This window comes from Saccharospirillum sp. ABV4_185 (assembly GCF_056159245.1).
Map to the genome: position 1 here is coordinate 2,587,472 of NZ_JBSWUW010000001.1, position 14,972 is coordinate 2,602,443.

The 14,972-nt window shown below is 56.8% G+C and carries 15 protein-coding genes; 10 read left to right on the forward strand and 5 right to left on the reverse strand.

Annotated features, from left to right (window positions below):
- Positions 1 to 33 precede the first annotated feature (33 nt).
- Entirely contained in the window at positions 34 to 843 is an 810-nt protein-coding gene (locus ACXAE6_RS12240; protein WP_475148294.1) for a carbon-nitrogen hydrolase family protein, read from the forward strand.
- Here the strand turns inward: ACXAE6_RS12240 and ACXAE6_RS12245 are convergent.
- The gene (locus ACXAE6_RS12245) at positions 811 to 1,626 is read right to left on the reverse strand and encodes an NRDE family protein (RefSeq protein ID WP_475148297.1); all 816 of its coding nucleotides are present in this window, start codon (positions 1,624 to 1,626) and stop codon (positions 811 to 813) included. The genes ACXAE6_RS12240 and ACXAE6_RS12245 overlap by 33 nt on opposite strands.
- 117 nt (positions 1,627 to 1,743) lie before the next feature.
- Positions 1,744 to 2,547, reverse strand: a complete 804-nt coding sequence (locus ACXAE6_RS12250) for a 2-oxoadipate dioxygenase/decarboxylase family protein (protein ID WP_475148299.1) — start codon at positions 2,545 to 2,547, stop codon at positions 1,744 to 1,746.
- A gap of 152 nt (positions 2,548 to 2,699) precedes the next feature.
- Here ACXAE6_RS12250 and ACXAE6_RS12255 point away from each other — a divergent pair, with 152 nt between their 5' ends.
- Positions 2,700 to 3,320 carry a LysE family translocator gene (locus tag ACXAE6_RS12255; protein WP_475148301.1) on the forward strand — a complete coding sequence of 207 codons (621 nt, stop codon included), beginning with the start codon at positions 2,700 to 2,702 and terminating at the stop codon, positions 3,318 to 3,320.
- 13 nt (positions 3,321 to 3,333) lie between these two features.
- Here ACXAE6_RS12255 and rarD read toward each other — a convergent pair whose 3' ends face one another.
- Both rarD and ACXAE6_RS12265 read right to left on the reverse strand, forming a co-directional pair.
- On the reverse strand, positions 3,334 to 4,260 hold the full coding sequence (gene rarD / locus ACXAE6_RS12260) for an EamA family transporter RarD (protein ID WP_475148303.1): 927 nt from the start codon (positions 4,258 to 4,260) through the stop codon (positions 3,334 to 3,336).
- 23 nt (positions 4,261 to 4,283) lie between these two features.
- Positions 4,284 to 5,675, reverse strand: a complete 1,392-nt coding sequence (locus ACXAE6_RS12265) for an aminotransferase-like domain-containing protein (protein ID WP_475148305.1) — start codon at positions 5,673 to 5,675, stop codon at positions 4,284 to 4,286.
- 185 nt (positions 5,676 to 5,860) lie between these two features.
- Here ACXAE6_RS12265 and ACXAE6_RS12270 point away from each other — a divergent pair, with 185 nt between their 5' ends.
- From ACXAE6_RS12270 to ACXAE6_RS12300, 7 genes are all read left to right on the forward strand, one after another.
- The gene (locus ACXAE6_RS12270; RefSeq protein ID WP_475148308.1) at positions 5,861 to 6,559 is read left to right on the forward strand and encodes an alanyl-tRNA editing protein; all 699 of its coding nucleotides are present in this window, start codon (positions 5,861 to 5,863) and stop codon (positions 6,557 to 6,559) included.
- A gap of 56 nt (positions 6,560 to 6,615) precedes the next feature.
- The gene (locus tag ACXAE6_RS12275; protein ID WP_475148312.1) at positions 6,616 to 7,407 is read left to right on the forward strand and encodes a PhzF family phenazine biosynthesis protein; all 792 of its coding nucleotides are present in this window, start codon (positions 6,616 to 6,618) and stop codon (positions 7,405 to 7,407) included.
- Complete coding sequence (locus ACXAE6_RS12280) at positions 7,395 to 8,003, forward strand: LysE family translocator (RefSeq protein WP_475148315.1); 609 nt, start codon at positions 7,395 to 7,397, stop codon at positions 8,001 to 8,003. The genes ACXAE6_RS12275 and ACXAE6_RS12280 overlap by 13 nt, the downstream gene beginning before the upstream one ends.
- Positions 8,004 to 8,253: 250 nt before the next feature.
- Positions 8,254 to 9,261, forward strand: coding sequence for a thiosulfate ABC transporter substrate-binding protein CysP (cysP, locus tag ACXAE6_RS12285; RefSeq protein ID WP_475148317.1), 1,008 nt, complete (start codon positions 8,254 to 8,256; stop codon positions 9,259 to 9,261).
- Entirely contained in the window at positions 9,258 to 10,112 is an 855-nt protein-coding gene (gene cysT, locus ACXAE6_RS12290) for a sulfate/thiosulfate ABC transporter permease CysT (protein WP_475148320.1), read from the forward strand. Before cysP ends, cysT begins: the two co-directional genes overlap by 4 nt.
- On the forward strand, positions 10,112 to 10,939 hold the full coding sequence (gene cysW / locus ACXAE6_RS12295; RefSeq protein WP_475148323.1) for a sulfate ABC transporter permease subunit CysW: 828 nt from the start codon (positions 10,112 to 10,114) through the stop codon (positions 10,937 to 10,939). Before cysT ends, cysW begins: the two co-directional genes overlap by 1 nt.
- On the forward strand, positions 10,936 to 12,018 hold the full coding sequence (locus ACXAE6_RS12300; RefSeq protein WP_475148329.1) for a sulfate/molybdate ABC transporter ATP-binding protein: 1,083 nt from the start codon (positions 10,936 to 10,938) through the stop codon (positions 12,016 to 12,018). Before cysW ends, ACXAE6_RS12300 begins: the two co-directional genes overlap by 4 nt.
- Positions 12,019 to 12,061: 43 nt before the next feature.
- On the opposite strand, the gene ACXAE6_RS12305 is transcribed toward ACXAE6_RS12300, so the two are convergent.
- Positions 12,062 to 13,807 carry a sugar phosphorylase gene (locus ACXAE6_RS12305; protein ID WP_475148332.1) on the reverse strand — a complete coding sequence of 582 codons (1,746 nt, stop codon included), beginning with the start codon at positions 13,805 to 13,807 and terminating at the stop codon, positions 12,062 to 12,064.
- A gap of 253 nt (positions 13,808 to 14,060) precedes the next feature.
- On the opposite strand from ACXAE6_RS12305, the gene galU reads away from it, so the two are divergent.
- Positions 14,061 to 14,909 (forward strand): UTP--glucose-1-phosphate uridylyltransferase GalU, encoded by an 849-nt coding sequence (galU, locus tag ACXAE6_RS12310; RefSeq protein WP_475148334.1) that lies wholly within the window; start codon positions 14,061 to 14,063, stop codon positions 14,907 to 14,909.
- Positions 14,910 to 14,972: the final 63 nt, after the last annotated feature.

The following is a 14,972-nucleotide window of genomic DNA, read 5'->3' on the forward strand; positions in this document are numbered from 1 at the left end:
ACCGGTCCAGTCTGGCAATGTACGGAGGTCATCATGAAGTGGTATCTGGCACAACTGATCAGCACTAAGGACACTTCGGCCAACCTGGCAGCGGTTGAGCGTCATATGCGCGCTGCCGCAGACCGAGGTTGTGATGCGCTGCAATTGCCGGAAATGTTCGCCCGCTTTGGCACCTCCAAAAACGCTGATATCGCTGATTTCGAAGCCGACTTTAACGGACCGGTGGGCAAACCCTTGCGCGCCATGGCGCAACGCTATGGTCTGTGGCTTGTGGCGGGCACCGTGCCGGTGCGCGTTAATGACGAAAAGCTGCCGCGGGCGCGTCTGCATGTGCTCGACAGCGACGGCGAGGTGCGCGCTCATTACGACAAAATCCACCTCTTCGATGCCACCGTCGGCGATGCTCAGGGTCGTTATCGTGAGTCGGATTATTATCAGGCCGGCGAGCCGGCCGCGGTCACCGTCGATACGCCCTGGGGGCGCTGGGGCCTGAGCGTTTGTTACGATCTGCGTTTTCCCGAACTCTACCGTCTGTTGCGTCAGGCTGGCGCCGAAATTCTGCTAGCGCCATCGGCGTTCACCTTCAAAACCGGGCAGGCACATTGGGAATTATTATGCCGGGCGCGAGCGGTGGAAAACGGCTGCTATCTGGTTGCGGCTAACCAGGGCGGCCAACATGACGAAAAGCGCCATACCTGGGGCCATTCGCTGATGGTGGATCCCTGGGGCGAGGTCGAGCAGTTGGGCGAAGGCGATGCCGGCCTGGTGGTGACCACCGATCCAGACCGGCTGCAGACGGTGCGCACTAACCTACCGAGCTGGGAAAACCGTCGCTTCATCTGAATCAGCCCGCAGCTGCTGAGTGAACCGGCGACTGTCGGTAACTTCACCGGAATCATCCAACTGCACTTCCTCAACTGCGAAACGACCGTCGGCATGCACTCTTAGCCAGGTGCGGCAACGCGTGCCATAACGTTCACCGGTGATGGTCTGAGCGGAAAGCTGACGCTCAATGTCCGTGGGTACACCGGTTGACGGCAGCTGCGCATCAGCGACGGTTGTGCGGTCGGTCAGTACCGAGGCTTGAGCAAAGTCGGTTTCTAACACAGCAGTGTGGGTTGCCATCTGTCGGCGGGCGAGCTGGGTTTTGGGCCAGGACGTATCGAGCGCATCGTTGCTCAGCGCATGGATGCCCGGTTCCAGCCATCGACCGTCCGGATGATCGGAACTGAACCAGAACAGACGCTGAGCGTTACCGATAACCAGATTGAAACCGCCATATACCGTTATCTCTGGTCGAACCTCGGCGTGGAAGCTTTCGATGCTGCCACCAGCGGCGATATGGCGGATAAAGCGCGGTGGTAGTTCGCCGCGGCTGCGTTCAGCAGTGTGACCGATGTAGCCGGGGCGAATATTGGTCAGCAGCGCAAAATCGCCGGCTGCTCCAATGGCCAGCCAGGTACCGCCGGCTTGCTGATCACGACCGGCCAGAATGGCAGGCTGGCCAGCTGTTTGCGGCCACCAGTGCATCGGCTCGGTCGGCCGCTCGCGAAATTCATCACGATTGGCGACCAACAGCAGTGGCACTTCGGCCTCGGGGCGCCAGTTTAAAACCATCAAGCACATTTGGACTCCTTTGGGGCCGGGAGATGCTAAACGGGAGACGGGAGACGCTAAAAAGCGTTAAACCCTCTCCGCTAGCAAGCGTCTTCCGTCTCCCGTTATGCGTCTAGCCGCGCAGCGTCAGCTGCGCATATCCGTCGACTCAAAAATCTTATCCGCGCTGGCAGCAACAAAGCCCTGATAGAGCTGGCCTTCATCGTTCAGGTAGCGTTTGGCGAATTCGTAATAGCAGGTGGTGACATCATGGGTTTCGCCGCCGGCAAATTCGAATGGCTGGACGCTGGCTTTGGTGGAGCCTTGCTCCAGCAATACGTCGGCTGAACCTTTAACGCGACCGCCGCTGGCATTGATGGAAAAGCCCAGGTCTTCGACCAGCGAATTGATCGCTTCAATGCTGTCGATGTCACGCAGCGCGTTAACGTCGATGGTGAAGTGGTTGCAACGCAGGCCAATAACGCTCAACCAGGCGGCGTATTCGCTCTCGCTGGCCAGTTGCTGATAGTCGGCCCAGGTCGGCACATTCCACAGCGGGCCGCGCCAGAAAATGGAGGCGTCGTTAACGGCGCTTGGGTCGATCTGCGCAATCAAGCCGTCGATTAAACGCTGGGCTTCGGCCGACAGTTCTTCCACTCGCAGCTCACTCAGAAAGATGCGCGGCTGTTCGGGATTGGGGGGAATGTAGCCGTAGGCATCGAGTTTTTTCTCGGCGAAATGGTAAGGCTCGTAACGCTGGTAACCCAGATCGAGGATAAAGGGTTCCAGTTTTTCCAGCGCGATGGGGCCGCGGTTAAAGGTGCGAAAAGCCACGTGATCGTTCTGGATGGTTTCGCCACGCTCACGCAAGGCCTGGGCGATGGTTTCCGCCTGGGGCGTCATGCGGATGTAGTCTTGCCAGAGGTGGTCAAAAAAAGTGTCGATGTGCATAGCGGTCTCCACGCTTTTTATTTGGCGTGAAGTGTAGAGTCTGGTTTGCCGGTCCGGTTAACAAGGCTAGGCCATCAATTTGTCATAGCGCGACCTTCCCTTGACGCTGATCGCTGGTTAGGGTGCGTGCTGATTTCTTGCAGGAGTTGCACATGCCCAGTTGGTGGCCTTTTGTTCTGGTTTATACCGCCGCAGTCATCAGCCCCGGTCCGGACTTCGCGCTGGTGGTGAAATCGGCGTTAACGCGGGGTCACCGGGCCAGTACGCTCAATGCGCTGGGTATCGGTTGCGGTGTGACTTTGCATACCCTGATTGCGGTGCTGGGCATCAGCGCGCTGGTGCAGTCGTCAACCTGGCTGGCGATGACGCTGCCCTGGCTGGGCATCGGTTATCTGCTCTATCTGGGCTGGGGTGGTTTGACGGCGCAGCCCAGTGAGGAGGCTGATCTTCAACCCACAGCGACTACCGGTCAGGGCGATTTCTGGCGCGGCTTTTTGACCAATGTATTGAATCCCAAAGCGCTGCTGTTTTTCTCCGCCATCCTGGTGCAGTTGGTCAGCGGTATGAACAACTGGATGCAGTTGGCGCTGGTGTTGTATGTCTTTGTCGTTACCAGCGCCTGGTTTGCGGCGGTCGGTCTGGTGTTGGCGCGGCCGACTTTACGCCAGCGGTTTCTGCGTCGTCGTCATTGGATCGATCGCACCGCTGGCGCTGTCTTTGTGTTGCTGTCGCTGCTGTTTATGCTCGATTGGTGGCAGCGCTGGATCGGCTGATCAACTCGGCTCATTAACTGGGTTCAGTCACCAGCAGTTCCGCTTCGTGTTTACGCAAGCGGCGTGAGCGACGCATCTGACGCAAAGAGTCGATGGAAATGATCAACAGCGCCAACCAGATCAAGCCGAAGGTGATCAGCTTCGCCGGGCTCAACGGCTCACCGTAAATAAACACCGCTGATAAAAACATGCCGCTCGGGGCAATGTACTGGAAGAAACCCAGCGCCGTCAGACTGATGCGATTGGCGGCGGCGGCGAACAGCATCAGCGGCGTCATCGATACCGGGCCAGCGCCAATCAGCAGGAGATTCAGCCACAGGCTGTTGTTGAGCGGGTTGCTGGTCGGCGTTTGCACGATGAACAAATACAGCAGACCAATCGGCAGCAACAGACCGGTTTCCAGTGCCATGCCAGTCAGGCTGTCGACACCGAGCTTTTTGCGCACCAGACCATAGACCGCAAAGCTGCCCGCCAGCGCCAGCGCAATCCACGGCAACTGGCCAAACTGAATCACCTCAAAGACCACCGCCGAGACACAGAGTGCAGCTGCTAAGGTGCGCACCTTATCGAGTCGTTCGCCGAAGAAAATCATGCCCAGCAGAATGCTCATCAGCGGATTGATGTAATAACCCAGACTGGCGCTGAGCATAAAATTGGCGTTGACCGCCCAGATAAAGAGGCCCCAGTTGAAGCCGATCAGGCAGGTGGAAGCAAGCAGTGCCCACAGCGCTTTGCGATTACGCAGCACGGTGAGTAAGGCCTCGCGCCGCCGCAATAACACAATGATGACCAGCGTAATCAGAAATGACCAGATGATGCGATGGGCCAGAATTTCCACCGCCGGCACCTCACGCAGAATCTTCAGATACATGGGCGCAATGGCCCAGATGGTGTAGGCGAGCAGGGCGTAGATGGCGCCGGTTTTGGTGTTGTTATCCATAAGGTGTCCTGGTGCTGATGAGGTTAAATATGGTTGAGCGAATCACGGCCATATTCCGGGCTGTTGATGATTTGAATCAGGGTGTCGATGGCGTCGAGCAGGGTGTCGCGCTGCAACTGGCCGCCGATGCACAGCCGAATTGCTTGCGGCGCGGCAAACTGGCCGGCGGCAAAGACTTCGGCGGCCTTGATACGAATACGGTGTTCAGCGGCGCGTTCGACCAGATTGACCGCGCGCCAGGGCGACGGCAGCTCCAGCCAGACGTTAAAACCGCCACAGCGTGCTTGCAGTCCGGCGGCATCGAAACGCGCTTGAATGGCCTGGTGGCGCCATTGCAACTCGGCTTTTTGAGTGGCGATCAGACGGTCGCCGTAGCCCGAGGTCATCCACTGGCAGGCGATTTCCGTGGTCAGCGGCACCGCCATCCAACAGGTCGCCCGAAAGGCTGCGCTCAGCGCCGGTATCCAGCGTTTCGGGCCGCGCATAAAACCAACGTGCAAACCGCCGCACAAGGCTTTCGAAAGACTGGCAATGGTGATGGTCAGTTCCGGGTGGCGAGCAGAAAAAGACGGTGCTTCGGGATCACCCAGGCAACCCTGCACATCGTCTTCAATCACCATGATCTGATACTGACGACAGAGCATGGCCAGTTCATCAATGCGCTGCGCCGACATAGCGCCGCCGGTCGGATTGTGTTGCCGCGTCATCAGGTAGAGCACGCGCGGTGGCTGGCGCAAACACTGGGCTTCCAGTGCTTCCGGTGACAGGCCTTGGGTATCGAACTGCAACGGCATCAGGCGCAGGCCTTGCTGGTTGGCTGCGGCCACCAGGCCGGGGTAGGTCAGACCTTCGCAGGCGATGCCATCGCCAGCCTGAGTCAGGCCAAGCAGGGCAACAAAAAAACCATGCTGACCACCGAGCGTAACCAGCAAATCATCGGCGCTGTAATCGCCCAGGCCGGTCTGTTGCAGCCATTGCCGACCGACTTCACGCTGGTGCGGCAAACCAAATTCGGATTGATAGCGCAGCAAATGCGGCAGCACCGGTGAATTCTGCAATTCGGCCAGACTGGCCTGCAACTGCTCGGCCTGATCGAGTTCCAGCGCCTTGGAAAAGCCCAGATCGATGCCGGTATCGACGGTGGAATCGGTGACCTGAAAATCGGTGCCCGGTGTTGTGGCGCCACGCACATAGGTGCCGCTGCCAACGCGTGCCTCCACCAAGCGCCGCCGTTCGGCTTCGGCATAAGCGCGGGTGACGGTGCCGACCGTCACGCCCAGTTCTTCGGCCAGTTGCCGATGGGTCGGTAAGCGATCACCGGCTTTGAGGTCGCCATCGCGCAGCGCCTGCTCGATGCGACCGGCCAGCGCCTTGTATTTGGGACCGGTGCATTGGTCGATATTGAAAATTGTCATGGTGACAAAGAATTGCTTGCAGCCAAATGTCTGCGCATTAGACTGCAATTGTTCCTATTTTCCAAGGCTTCGATTGTTCCATTCTATGGATCGAAGTGTTGAATAATCAGCACTGTAGCGATTTTCCGAGTGTCTTCATGCTTGGTTTACATCGATCAAATTGTATCCCTACAAAAGGAGTCAATATGCGCCAGCCTTTCCAGTTGGATTCGTACCAGACCCAAATGGCGGCTCAGGTCGTGGCCTGTGAGGATCAGCGCCTGGTGTTGGACAGCACGCTGTTTTACCCGCGCGGCGGCGGTCAGCCTGGTGATACCGGTTGGATCAGGGTGGGCGGCCAGCGCCTGGAAGTAGTGGATACGCGCTACAGCGAAGATCGTTCGCAGATCGAACATCATCTGGCCGAGGCGGTGACGCTGGCGCCAGGCGAGACGGTTGAGCTGGAACTGGATTGGCAGCGACGTCATCGCCATATGCGCATGCACACCTGCCTGCATCTGTTGTGTCATCTGATCAAAGATCCGGTCACTGGCGGCAATGTCGGCGCTGATCAAAGCCGTGCCGAGTTCGATCTGACCACGCCCATCGATAAGCTGGAACTGGAAGCCCAGTTGAATGCGTTGATTGCCAAGGGCGCGGAAGTGACTACCGAGTGGCTGCCGGAATCGATTCTCGATGAACAGCCGGAGCTGGTGCGCACCATGAGTGTTCAGCCGCCACGCGGTGCTGGCGAGTTGCGCATGGTGCGCGTTGCCGGGCTCGACTATCAGCCATGCGGCGGCACCCATGTGCAGAATATCCGTGAGATCGGCCAGGTGCGCATTCCGTCGATCAAAAGCAAAGGCAAACAGAACAAACGCATTAATGTGGAGCTGGTGGACTGAAGCACCGCTGCCGTTAACACCCGGCGCCTATCCCCAACATAAAGGAGAACACAGAGATGGCTTTTCCGATCTATCAGGTTGATGCCTTCGCCGAGGCGGTTTTTCAGGGCAATCCAGCTGCGGTGATGATTCTGAATGCGCCGCTGGACGACACTGTGATGCAGCAGTTGGCGATTGAAAACAACCTGTCGGAGACCGCCTTTGTCTGGCCACAGGGCGACGATTGGAATATCCGCTGGTTTATGCCCGGCCAGGAGGTCGATTTGTGTGGTCACGCCACTTTGGCCAGTGCGCATGTGTTATGGAATGAACTCGGTTGCAGCGCGCAGGTGCTGCGCCTGCACAGTCGCAGTGGTCTGTTGGAAGTACGTCGTGCCGGCGACCAACTGGAATTGGATTTTCCGGCCTATGCGCCCAATCCCAGCCAGTTACCGGCCGAGGTTGAGCAGCGACTGGGGCTGCCAACGGTCGAGGTGATTGAAGATCGCTTTTTGCTGGCGGTGCTCGACAGCGAACAGCAGGTCGCCGAATTCGAGCGCCATTTTGCCGACATCGACGCCGTCGACAACGCGGTCATCCTGACCGCCGCCAGCCAACGTCCGGGTGTCGATTTTGTATCGCGGGTGTTTTGTGGCCCGAAAGACGGCGTGGTTGAGGATCCGGTGACTGGATCAGCGCACTGTTTGCTGGCGCCGTACTGGGGCAAAAAACTGAATAAAACGACGTTGACCGCTGAACAGCTTTCCAAGCGGAGCGGTCGTTTGGAATGCGAATTAAAAGGCGACCGCGTGCGCATTCGCGGTCGGGCTCAAACCTACTTACGAGGCTTTGTTGAATGGACGTCCTGACGCTGAGTTTTTTAGCGCCGATTCTGCTCTACACCTTCAGCGTATCGGTCACGCCTGGACCGAATAATTTAATGGTGACCGCTTCGGGTGTGAACTTTGGATACTGGCGCACCTTGCCACATATCACCGGGATTTTTGTGGGTTTTTTTGCCCTCAATATTTTAGTGGCGGCAGGCATAGGCGCCGTCTTGTTGGCCATTCCGCAACTGCACTGGGCGCTGAAAATTGCCGGCTCGGCTTACTTGCTGTGGCTGGCTTGGAACATTGCCACCGCCGGTGGCTTGGGCAAGACAGCCGACGGCGAAGCCAAGCCGATGCGCTGGTGGCAGGCGGCGCTGTTTCAGGTCATTAACCCCAAGGCCTGGGCCATGGCGATTACCGGCATTGCGGCGTTCAGTCTGTCGGGCGATGACTACTGGCCGAGTGCTTTGGCAGTGGCTTCAATGTTTGCACTGGTCACCTATCCCAGCTGCAGTCTCTGGACCTTGCTGGGCACACAACTGCGTCGCGCGCTGCAGGACGAACGCAAGCGGCGCTGGTTCAACGGCGTGCTCGGTGCTGTGACCGCCTTGAGTGTGGTGTTTATTCTTTTATAAAACTTTCTGACCTTCTGCCCGCAACGGCGACGCTCACCCTCCCGGCACCCCTTGCCACGAACGTCGCCGGGCGGAAGGTTTTTTCAGCCCTGGATAAGAGTGCCGGACGCCTTGGCGTGACGACTGACAGCGTTAGGGCGAAGTCATCCAATCATAGAACTAAATGTTCTAATTTCTTGGATTGTCATTCCATTATCGTTTATTTACTCTGGCCGCCATCTTAATAACCGCCTGTTTTTAAGGAGTACTGATGGTCCGGTTAATCGCTTCCGTTTCTGCTTTGGCTGTGAGTCTGACACTGGCTAGTGCGCCGGCTCAGGCCGAAGATTCCCGCGAAATTCTCAACACCTCTTACGACATCGCGCGCGAGCTCTTTGCCGCGGTAAACCCGAAATTTATCGACTGGTGGCAAGCCGAGCAGGGCGAAACCGTCAGCGTGAAACAATCGCACGGTGGTTCGTCCACTCAGGCGCGTTCCATTATGCAAGGCCTGCGTGCCGATGTAGTGACCTTTAACCAGGTCACCGACGTGAACGTCCTGGCCGAAGCCGGACTGGTCGCTGACGACTGGCAGGCGCAGTACCCGAACAATGCCTCTCCTTATTATTCGACTACGGCGTTTTTGGTGCGCAAAGGCAACCCGAAAAACATCGAAAGCTGGGATGACCTGGCGGCCGATGGCGTCGAGCTGGTGTTCCCGAATCCGAAAACCTCGGGCAACGGTCGTTACACCTATCTGGCCGCCTGGGGTTATGCCGATCGCACCTTTGATGGTGACGAAGCTCAGATCGAAGACTTTATGAAAAGCTTCCTCGGCAACGTCGAAGTGTTCGACACCGGCGGCCGTGGCGCGACCACGACCTTTGTTGAACGCGGCATCGGTGATGTACTGATCACCTTTGAATCGGAAGTGAACAACATCCGTAACGAATACGGCGTTGATGACTACGAAGTGGTGGTGCCGCCGGTCAGCATCCTGGCCGAATTCCCGGTCGCCGTCGTAGAAGATTATGCCGAGCGTAACGGCAACCTCGACTTGGCGCGCGGTTATCTCGATTACCTCTACACCGTCGAAGCGCAGCGTCTGTTGGCCGGCTTTAACTACCGCGTCAACGACCAGAGCGTCGCTGCTGAATTCAGCGACCGTTTCCCGGAAGCCGAATTGCTGCGTGTGGAAGACATCTTCGGTAGCTGGCCGCAAGCGATGGAAACGCACTTTGCCAGCGGCGCCAAACTGGATCAGTTGCAACGTCGATGACCACCGCTCGCTTCACCTTGTCACGCCAACGCCGGGTTCTGCCCGGCTTTGGTCTTTCACTCGGCGTCTCTCTGACCTTTGTTTCGCTGATCCTGCTGCTGCCCTTGACCAGTCTGGTCGGGCAGTTATCGCAGTTAAGCTGGTCGCAATATTGGTTCCTGATTACTGACCCGCGCATCGTCGCCAGCTACAGTGTTACCGTTGGTGCGGCGGCCGTGGCGTGCATCTTTAACGCGGCCTTTGGTTTGCTGATGGCCTGGGTGCTGGTGCGTTACGACTTTCCCGGTAAGCGTCTGGTCGATGCCTTGATGGATTTGCCCTTTGCGCTGCCGACAGCGGTCGCCGGTATTACTCTGGCGACGCTCTATTCCAGCAACGGCTGGATCGGTTCTTTATTGGAACCGACCGGCATTTCCATCGCCTACACCTGGGTCGGCATTGCCCTGGCGATGGCCTTCACCAGCATTCCCTTTGTGGTGCGTACCGTGCAGCCGGTGCTGGAAGATTTGCCGGTGGAAATCGATGAAGCCGCGGTCAGTCTGGGAGCCAAAGACGGCCATGCCTTTCGTCGCGTTATCTTGCCGCATCTGTGGCCCGCGCTGGTGACCGGAACCGGTCTGGCTTTTGTGCGTTCTCTGGGTGAATTCGGCGCAGTGATTTTTATTGCCGGCGGCAAACCTTACGAGACCGAAATCACTTCGCTGATGATTTTTGTCCGCTTGCAGGAATACGACTACGCCGGTGCGTCGGCGGTGGCATCGATCGTTTTGGCAACGTCTTTGCTGCTGTTGCTGGTGATTAATCTCTGGCAAGGCCGCTTTATTAAACGTCTGCACGGAGGTCGCGGCTGATGATTCGCATTGGTGATGCGCCTTTAGTGCGCCGAATTTTAATCGGCTCCGCCCTGGCATTAACCGGTCTGTTTCTGGTGTTGCCGCTGGTGGCGATTTTTGCCCAGGCGTTGGCGCGTGGTGTCGACATTTATTGGCAAAATCTCAGTGATCAATACACCCTGGCGGCTATTGGTTTGACCTTGATGGTCTCGGCTTTAACGGTGCCGATCAATCTGTTGTTCGGTGTCTTTCTGGCCTGGCTGGTGACGCGCTTTGAATTTCCCGGCCGGCGTTTATTGCAAACCCTGATCGATATTCCCTTTGCCGTTTCACCGGTCGTTGCTGGCCTGGTTTATCTGTTGCTCTATGGTCGCAACGGCTGGCTCGGTGGCTGGCTGGATGCCAACGATATTCAGATCATGTTTGCCTGGCCGGGCATTGTTTTGGTAACGCTTTTTGTCACCTGTCCTTTTGTCGCGCGCGAATTAATTCCGCTGATGCAGGCCCAGGGTTCACGCGAAGAGGAAGCGGCGGTCACCTTGGGCGCATCCGGCTGGACCATCTTCCGCCGCGTCACCTTGCCGAACATTCGCGGTGCTTTGTTGTACGGCGTGATTCTGACCAACGCGCGGGCAGTCGGCGAATTCGGCGCGGTCTCGGTGGTTGCCGGGGCCATTCGCGGTGAGACCAATACCTTGCCATTGCAGGTTGAACAGCTGTATCAGGATTACAACACTGTCGGTGCTTTCACCAGTGCGTCCTTGTTGGCGCTGATGGCACTGCTGACGCTGGCCGCCAAGGCCATGCTGGACAGGCGCGCGGAGCGCCGGGAGAAACACGCATGAGCATCCGAATTGAACAGGTTGCCAAACGCTTTGGCCGCACTCAGGCGTTGGAGCCGATCAACCTGGATATTGCCGAAGGCGAACTGATTGGTTTGCTGGGCCCGTCCGGTTCCGGCAAGACCACCTTGTTGCGCATTATCGCTGGCCTGGAACAGGCCGATGGTGGTCGTATTTATTTTGGCGAGCGTGAAGTCACTCAGCTGCATGTGCGTGATCGACGCATCGGTTTTGTATTCCAGCATTACGCCTTGTTCCGCCATATGACGGTGTTTGAGAACGTCGCCTTTGGTCTGCGCGCTTTGCCGCGCGGTGAACGTCCATCCAAGGCGGAAATTCACGCGCGGGTGACGCAATTATTGGAAATGGTTCGGCTCAATGATTTTGCTGAACGCTTTCCGGCGCAGTTATCCGGCGGTCAACAACAGCGCGTTGCCTTGGCGCGTGCTTTGGCGCTGAAGCCAGACGTGCTGTTGTTGGATGAACCTTTCGGTGCGCTCGATGCCAAGGTGCGTCAGGAACTGCGTCGCTGGTTGCGGCATCTGCACGAAGAGCTGAATTTTACCAGCGTGTTTGTGACCCACGATCAGGAAGAAGCCCTGGAATTGTCCGATCGTGTGGTGGTGATGAGCAATGGTCGCATTGAACAGATTGCCACTCCGGATGAACTCTATCGGCAACCGGCGAACCGTTTTGTATTTGAATTTATGGGCGATGTGAATCGTCTGGAAGGCGAGGTGCGCGACGGTGTTTTAACCTGCGGTGATGCGCATCTGGATGTCGCTGATCTGGCCGACGGTCGTCAGGAAGTGCTGTTGCGTCCGCACGAAATTTCCCTGGCGGGCGAACCCAGTGCGCAGTCCCATTTGCCGGTGACGGTAACCGCCATTGTTCCGGTTGGTGCTGAGGTGCGTCTGGAACTGCAAGCCGATTGGTTAGTGGAGCCCTGGCTGGCGACCATCAGTCACACCGATTTTGAGCGTTTAGGTGTGCAGCGTGGCAAGCGCCTTTTTGCGACGGTGACTCAGTGGCATCGTTTCGAAACTGAGGCCGCACAGCCTCAGGCCGTGGCATTAAGCTGATAAGTGAGGTTCGCCGGTTGGCTGACCGGCGAACCCTATTCGGTTAACTGTTTCTTACCGGTACCAGCCAAACCACCTGATAGGGCGCCAGCGCCAGTTCCTCATTGGCGGCGACATGCTGTTCGCTGATCAGATCGAAGTAGGTCCAGGCTTCCTGCGATGGCAGCAGTCGAGTCAGGTCCAGGGTGCGCGGCACGGCGGTGACGTTGAAAACGCCGTAGACGCGACTGTCGTCCGCATCGCGACGCAGAATAAAAAACGCCGAATCCAGATCCACCACACGCTGGCGAGCCTCGGGATGAAACGCTGGCTGCTCACCCCGCAATTTAATGCGCCGCGCCAGTTCCTGGCTGACGATATAGGACGGATGGCGCTCGTCGGTCATCACCTCATTCAGTTCATTCCATTGCCAGGTTTTGCGATTGATTGAGCGCAAGCGCCCGGTGCGTTCAACGCCGGCCAAGTCGTTGGGTGAACCGATCAAACTCTGCAAATAAAAACCGGGAATGCCCTGCAGACTCATCATCAAAGTTTGCGAACACAGAAAACGTTCCACCTGCCACTGGTCGGCACCGGTGCGGGTGCCTTTGAGCGCGTCGAAATAACTGATGTTGATCTCGTAAGGACTGTCTTTGCCGTTGGGGTTGGCCTTCATGCTGACGTAGCCGCCGAACTGGTGCATGCAGTCGAGCAGACTTTGAATTTCATAGGCCGGCAAAATGCCTTCGAGCGCGCGCAGGCCGATGCCGTCGTGGCTGGCGGTGAAATTCAGATAGGTGCAGTGCGGCGGCGGCGGTGCCAGCGTCATTGCCCAGTTGGTCAGCAGGTCGGCGTTACCGCGGTTCAGGGTATAGAGCACCAGCGGCGGCAGCGCAAATTGATAGACCATCGAGGCTTCATCGCCCTCGCCGAAATAGGACAGGTTTTCCTCGTGCGGCACATTGGTTTCGGTGACCAATATGACCCAGGGCGCAACGGCATCGACGATGTCGCGCATCAGTTTGACGATCTCATGGGTTTCCGGCAAATGAATGCAGGAGGTGCCCAATCGCTTCCATAAAAACGCCACCGCATCGAGCCGGACCAGGCGTGCACCTTTTGACAGATAGAACAAAAACACATCCATCATCGCCAACAGCACGTCGGGGTTTTCATAATTCAGGTCGATCTGGTCTTCACTGAAGGTCGCCCAGACATGACGGGTGCCCCGGTGCGTATTGATGGGCGCGGCCAGTGGCGAAGAACGCGGTCGGGTGACCATGGAAACGTCGGTAGCGGGGTCGAGATCGATAAAGTAATTGCAGCCCGGCTCCTGGTTTTGAATGTATTCGATAAACCAGAGATTCTCACGCGAGCAGTGGTTCAAAACCAGATCGAACATAATGCCGAAACGGCGCGCTAAGGCATCGATATGATCCCATTGGCCGACGGTGTCGCGCACCTGTTTAAAGTCGATGACCGAGAAGCCGTCGTCAGAGCTGTAGGGATAGAAGGGCAGCAGGTGAATGTTGCTGATCAGGCTGGGGTAGAAGGCTTCCAGAAAGCGTTCCAACTGTAACAGACCCGGTTCATCGCGATTGCGAATGGCATCGCCGTAGGTAATCAGCAGATTGTCGGTTTCATCCCAGTTTGCGCTGCGGGTGTGATGGTAAATAGCGCTCTGATAACGATTCAATAAACCCATCAATTGATCGGTCACCGCCGGGGCGCGTTCTGCACCGTAGAGCAACGTCAGGCGCTGCTCGGCTGATTCTCGAAAAGCCGCCAGACGGGCCTCGGCTTCTGTCATGTTAGTCTCCCTAACCTGATGTATGATGATGACAATTGAAGTAACGCACCATCCTGGTGCCATGCTTCATGTTGGTGCAACGATGTTAGTGTAAGGACAGTGCCAACCCCAGACCGCCATTGGCGCGCCAAAGCGGTGCAGGGCTGTACAGCTGACCCCAGCTATAGCGTTATATGGCAAACAACGCGCCACAATTGCGGGTGGTCAGTTAATTGCTTAGAACTGAAGACAAAGCAGAAATAGAGGATAGGAAATGATTCGCAAATGTATGTTCCCCGTTGGCGGCTACGGAACGCGTTTTCTGCCGGCAACCAAGGCGCTGCCCAAGGAAATGCTGCCGATCGTCAATAAACCCCTGGTGCAATATGGGGTTGAAGAGGCCATCGAAGCAGGCTTGAACGAAATCGGCTTTGTGACTGGTCGAGGCAAACGCGCCATTGCCGACCATTTTGATATTTCCTATGAGCTGGAACACCAGATCAATGGTTCCAACAAGGAAGCGTTTCTCAAATCGATTCGTCATGTGATGGATGAGGGCATCTTCTCGTTCACGCGACAAAAAGAAATGAAAGGTCTGGGTCATGCCATTCTCTGCGGCGAAACCCTGATCGGCAACGAACCTTTCGGTGTCATCCTGGCTGACGACCTCTGTTTGCCCGAGCCTGAAGAAACCTCGGAAAATGTCCTGGCGCAGATGGTCAAAGTCTTCAATCAATTCCGTTGCAGCATCGTTGCGGTGATGGAAGTACCCGAAGATGAGATCCACAAATACGGTGTGATTGACGGCGAAGAAATGAAAGACGGTCTCTACCGCGTGAAAAGCATGGTGGAAAAACCCAAGAAGGAAGATGCACCTTCCAATCTGGCGGTCATCGGTCGTTATATTCTGACGCCCGACATTTTTGAAATTCTGCGCAATACGCCGCCGGGTAAGAACGACGAAATTCAGTTGACCGATGCCTTGATGACCCAAGCCCAGGATGGGGTGGTCATGGCCTATCGCCTGAAAGGCAAACGCTTTGACTGCGGTTCGGTTGAAGGCTTTGTCGAAGCCACCAACTACTGCTACGAAAACCTCTACAAAAAAGGTCTGTTGACCTGATCAAACCTCAGCCCGGGTCGTTCTGACCCGGGCTTTGTTTGACGTACTTTTCGGAACACTTCT

Excerpts from the sequence above, each read along its gene's own strand:
- rarD (WP_475148303.1), bottom strand. The coding sequence starts at position 4,260 with ATGGATAACAACACCAAAACCGGCGCCATCTACGCCCTGCTCGCCTAC.
- ACXAE6_RS12255 (WP_475148301.1), top strand. The coding sequence starts at position 2,700 with ATGCCCAGTTGGTGGCCTTTTGTTCTGGTTTATACCGCCGCAGTCATC.
- cysP (WP_475148317.1), top strand. The coding sequence starts at position 8,254 with ATGGTCCGGTTAATCGCTTCCGTTTCTGCTTTGGCTGTGAGTCTGACA.
- ACXAE6_RS12275 (WP_475148312.1), top strand. The coding sequence starts at position 6,616 with ATGGCTTTTCCGATCTATCAGGTTGATGCCTTCGCCGAGGCGGTTTTT.
- ACXAE6_RS12300 (WP_475148329.1), top strand. The coding sequence starts at position 10,936 with ATGAGCATCCGAATTGAACAGGTTGCCAAACGCTTTGGCCGCACTCAG.
- cysT (WP_475148320.1), top strand. The coding sequence starts at position 9,258 with ATGACCACCGCTCGCTTCACCTTGTCACGCCAACGCCGGGTTCTGCCC.
- galU (WP_475148334.1), top strand. The coding sequence starts at position 14,061 with ATGATTCGCAAATGTATGTTCCCCGTTGGCGGCTACGGAACGCGTTTT.
- ACXAE6_RS12265 (WP_475148305.1), bottom strand. The coding sequence starts at position 5,675 with ATGACAATTTTCAATATCGACCAATGCACCGGTCCCAAATACAAGGCG.
- ACXAE6_RS12250 (WP_475148299.1), bottom strand. The coding sequence starts at position 2,547 with ATGCACATCGACACTTTTTTTGACCACCTCTGGCAAGACTACATCCGC.
- ACXAE6_RS12245 (WP_475148297.1), bottom strand. The coding sequence starts at position 1,626 with ATGTGCTTGATGGTTTTAAACTGGCGCCCCGAGGCCGAAGTGCCACTG.
- ACXAE6_RS12305 (WP_475148332.1), bottom strand. The coding sequence starts at position 13,807 with ATGACAGAAGCCGAGGCCCGTCTGGCGGCTTTTCGAGAATCAGCCGAG.
- ACXAE6_RS12270 (WP_475148308.1), top strand. The coding sequence starts at position 5,861 with ATGCGCCAGCCTTTCCAGTTGGATTCGTACCAGACCCAAATGGCGGCT.
- ACXAE6_RS12240 (WP_475148294.1), top strand. The coding sequence starts at position 34 with ATGAAGTGGTATCTGGCACAACTGATCAGCACTAAGGACACTTCGGCC.
- ACXAE6_RS12280 (WP_475148315.1), top strand. The coding sequence starts at position 7,395 with ATGGACGTCCTGACGCTGAGTTTTTTAGCGCCGATTCTGCTCTACACC.
- cysW (WP_475148323.1), top strand. The coding sequence starts at position 10,112 with ATGATTCGCATTGGTGATGCGCCTTTAGTGCGCCGAATTTTAATCGGC.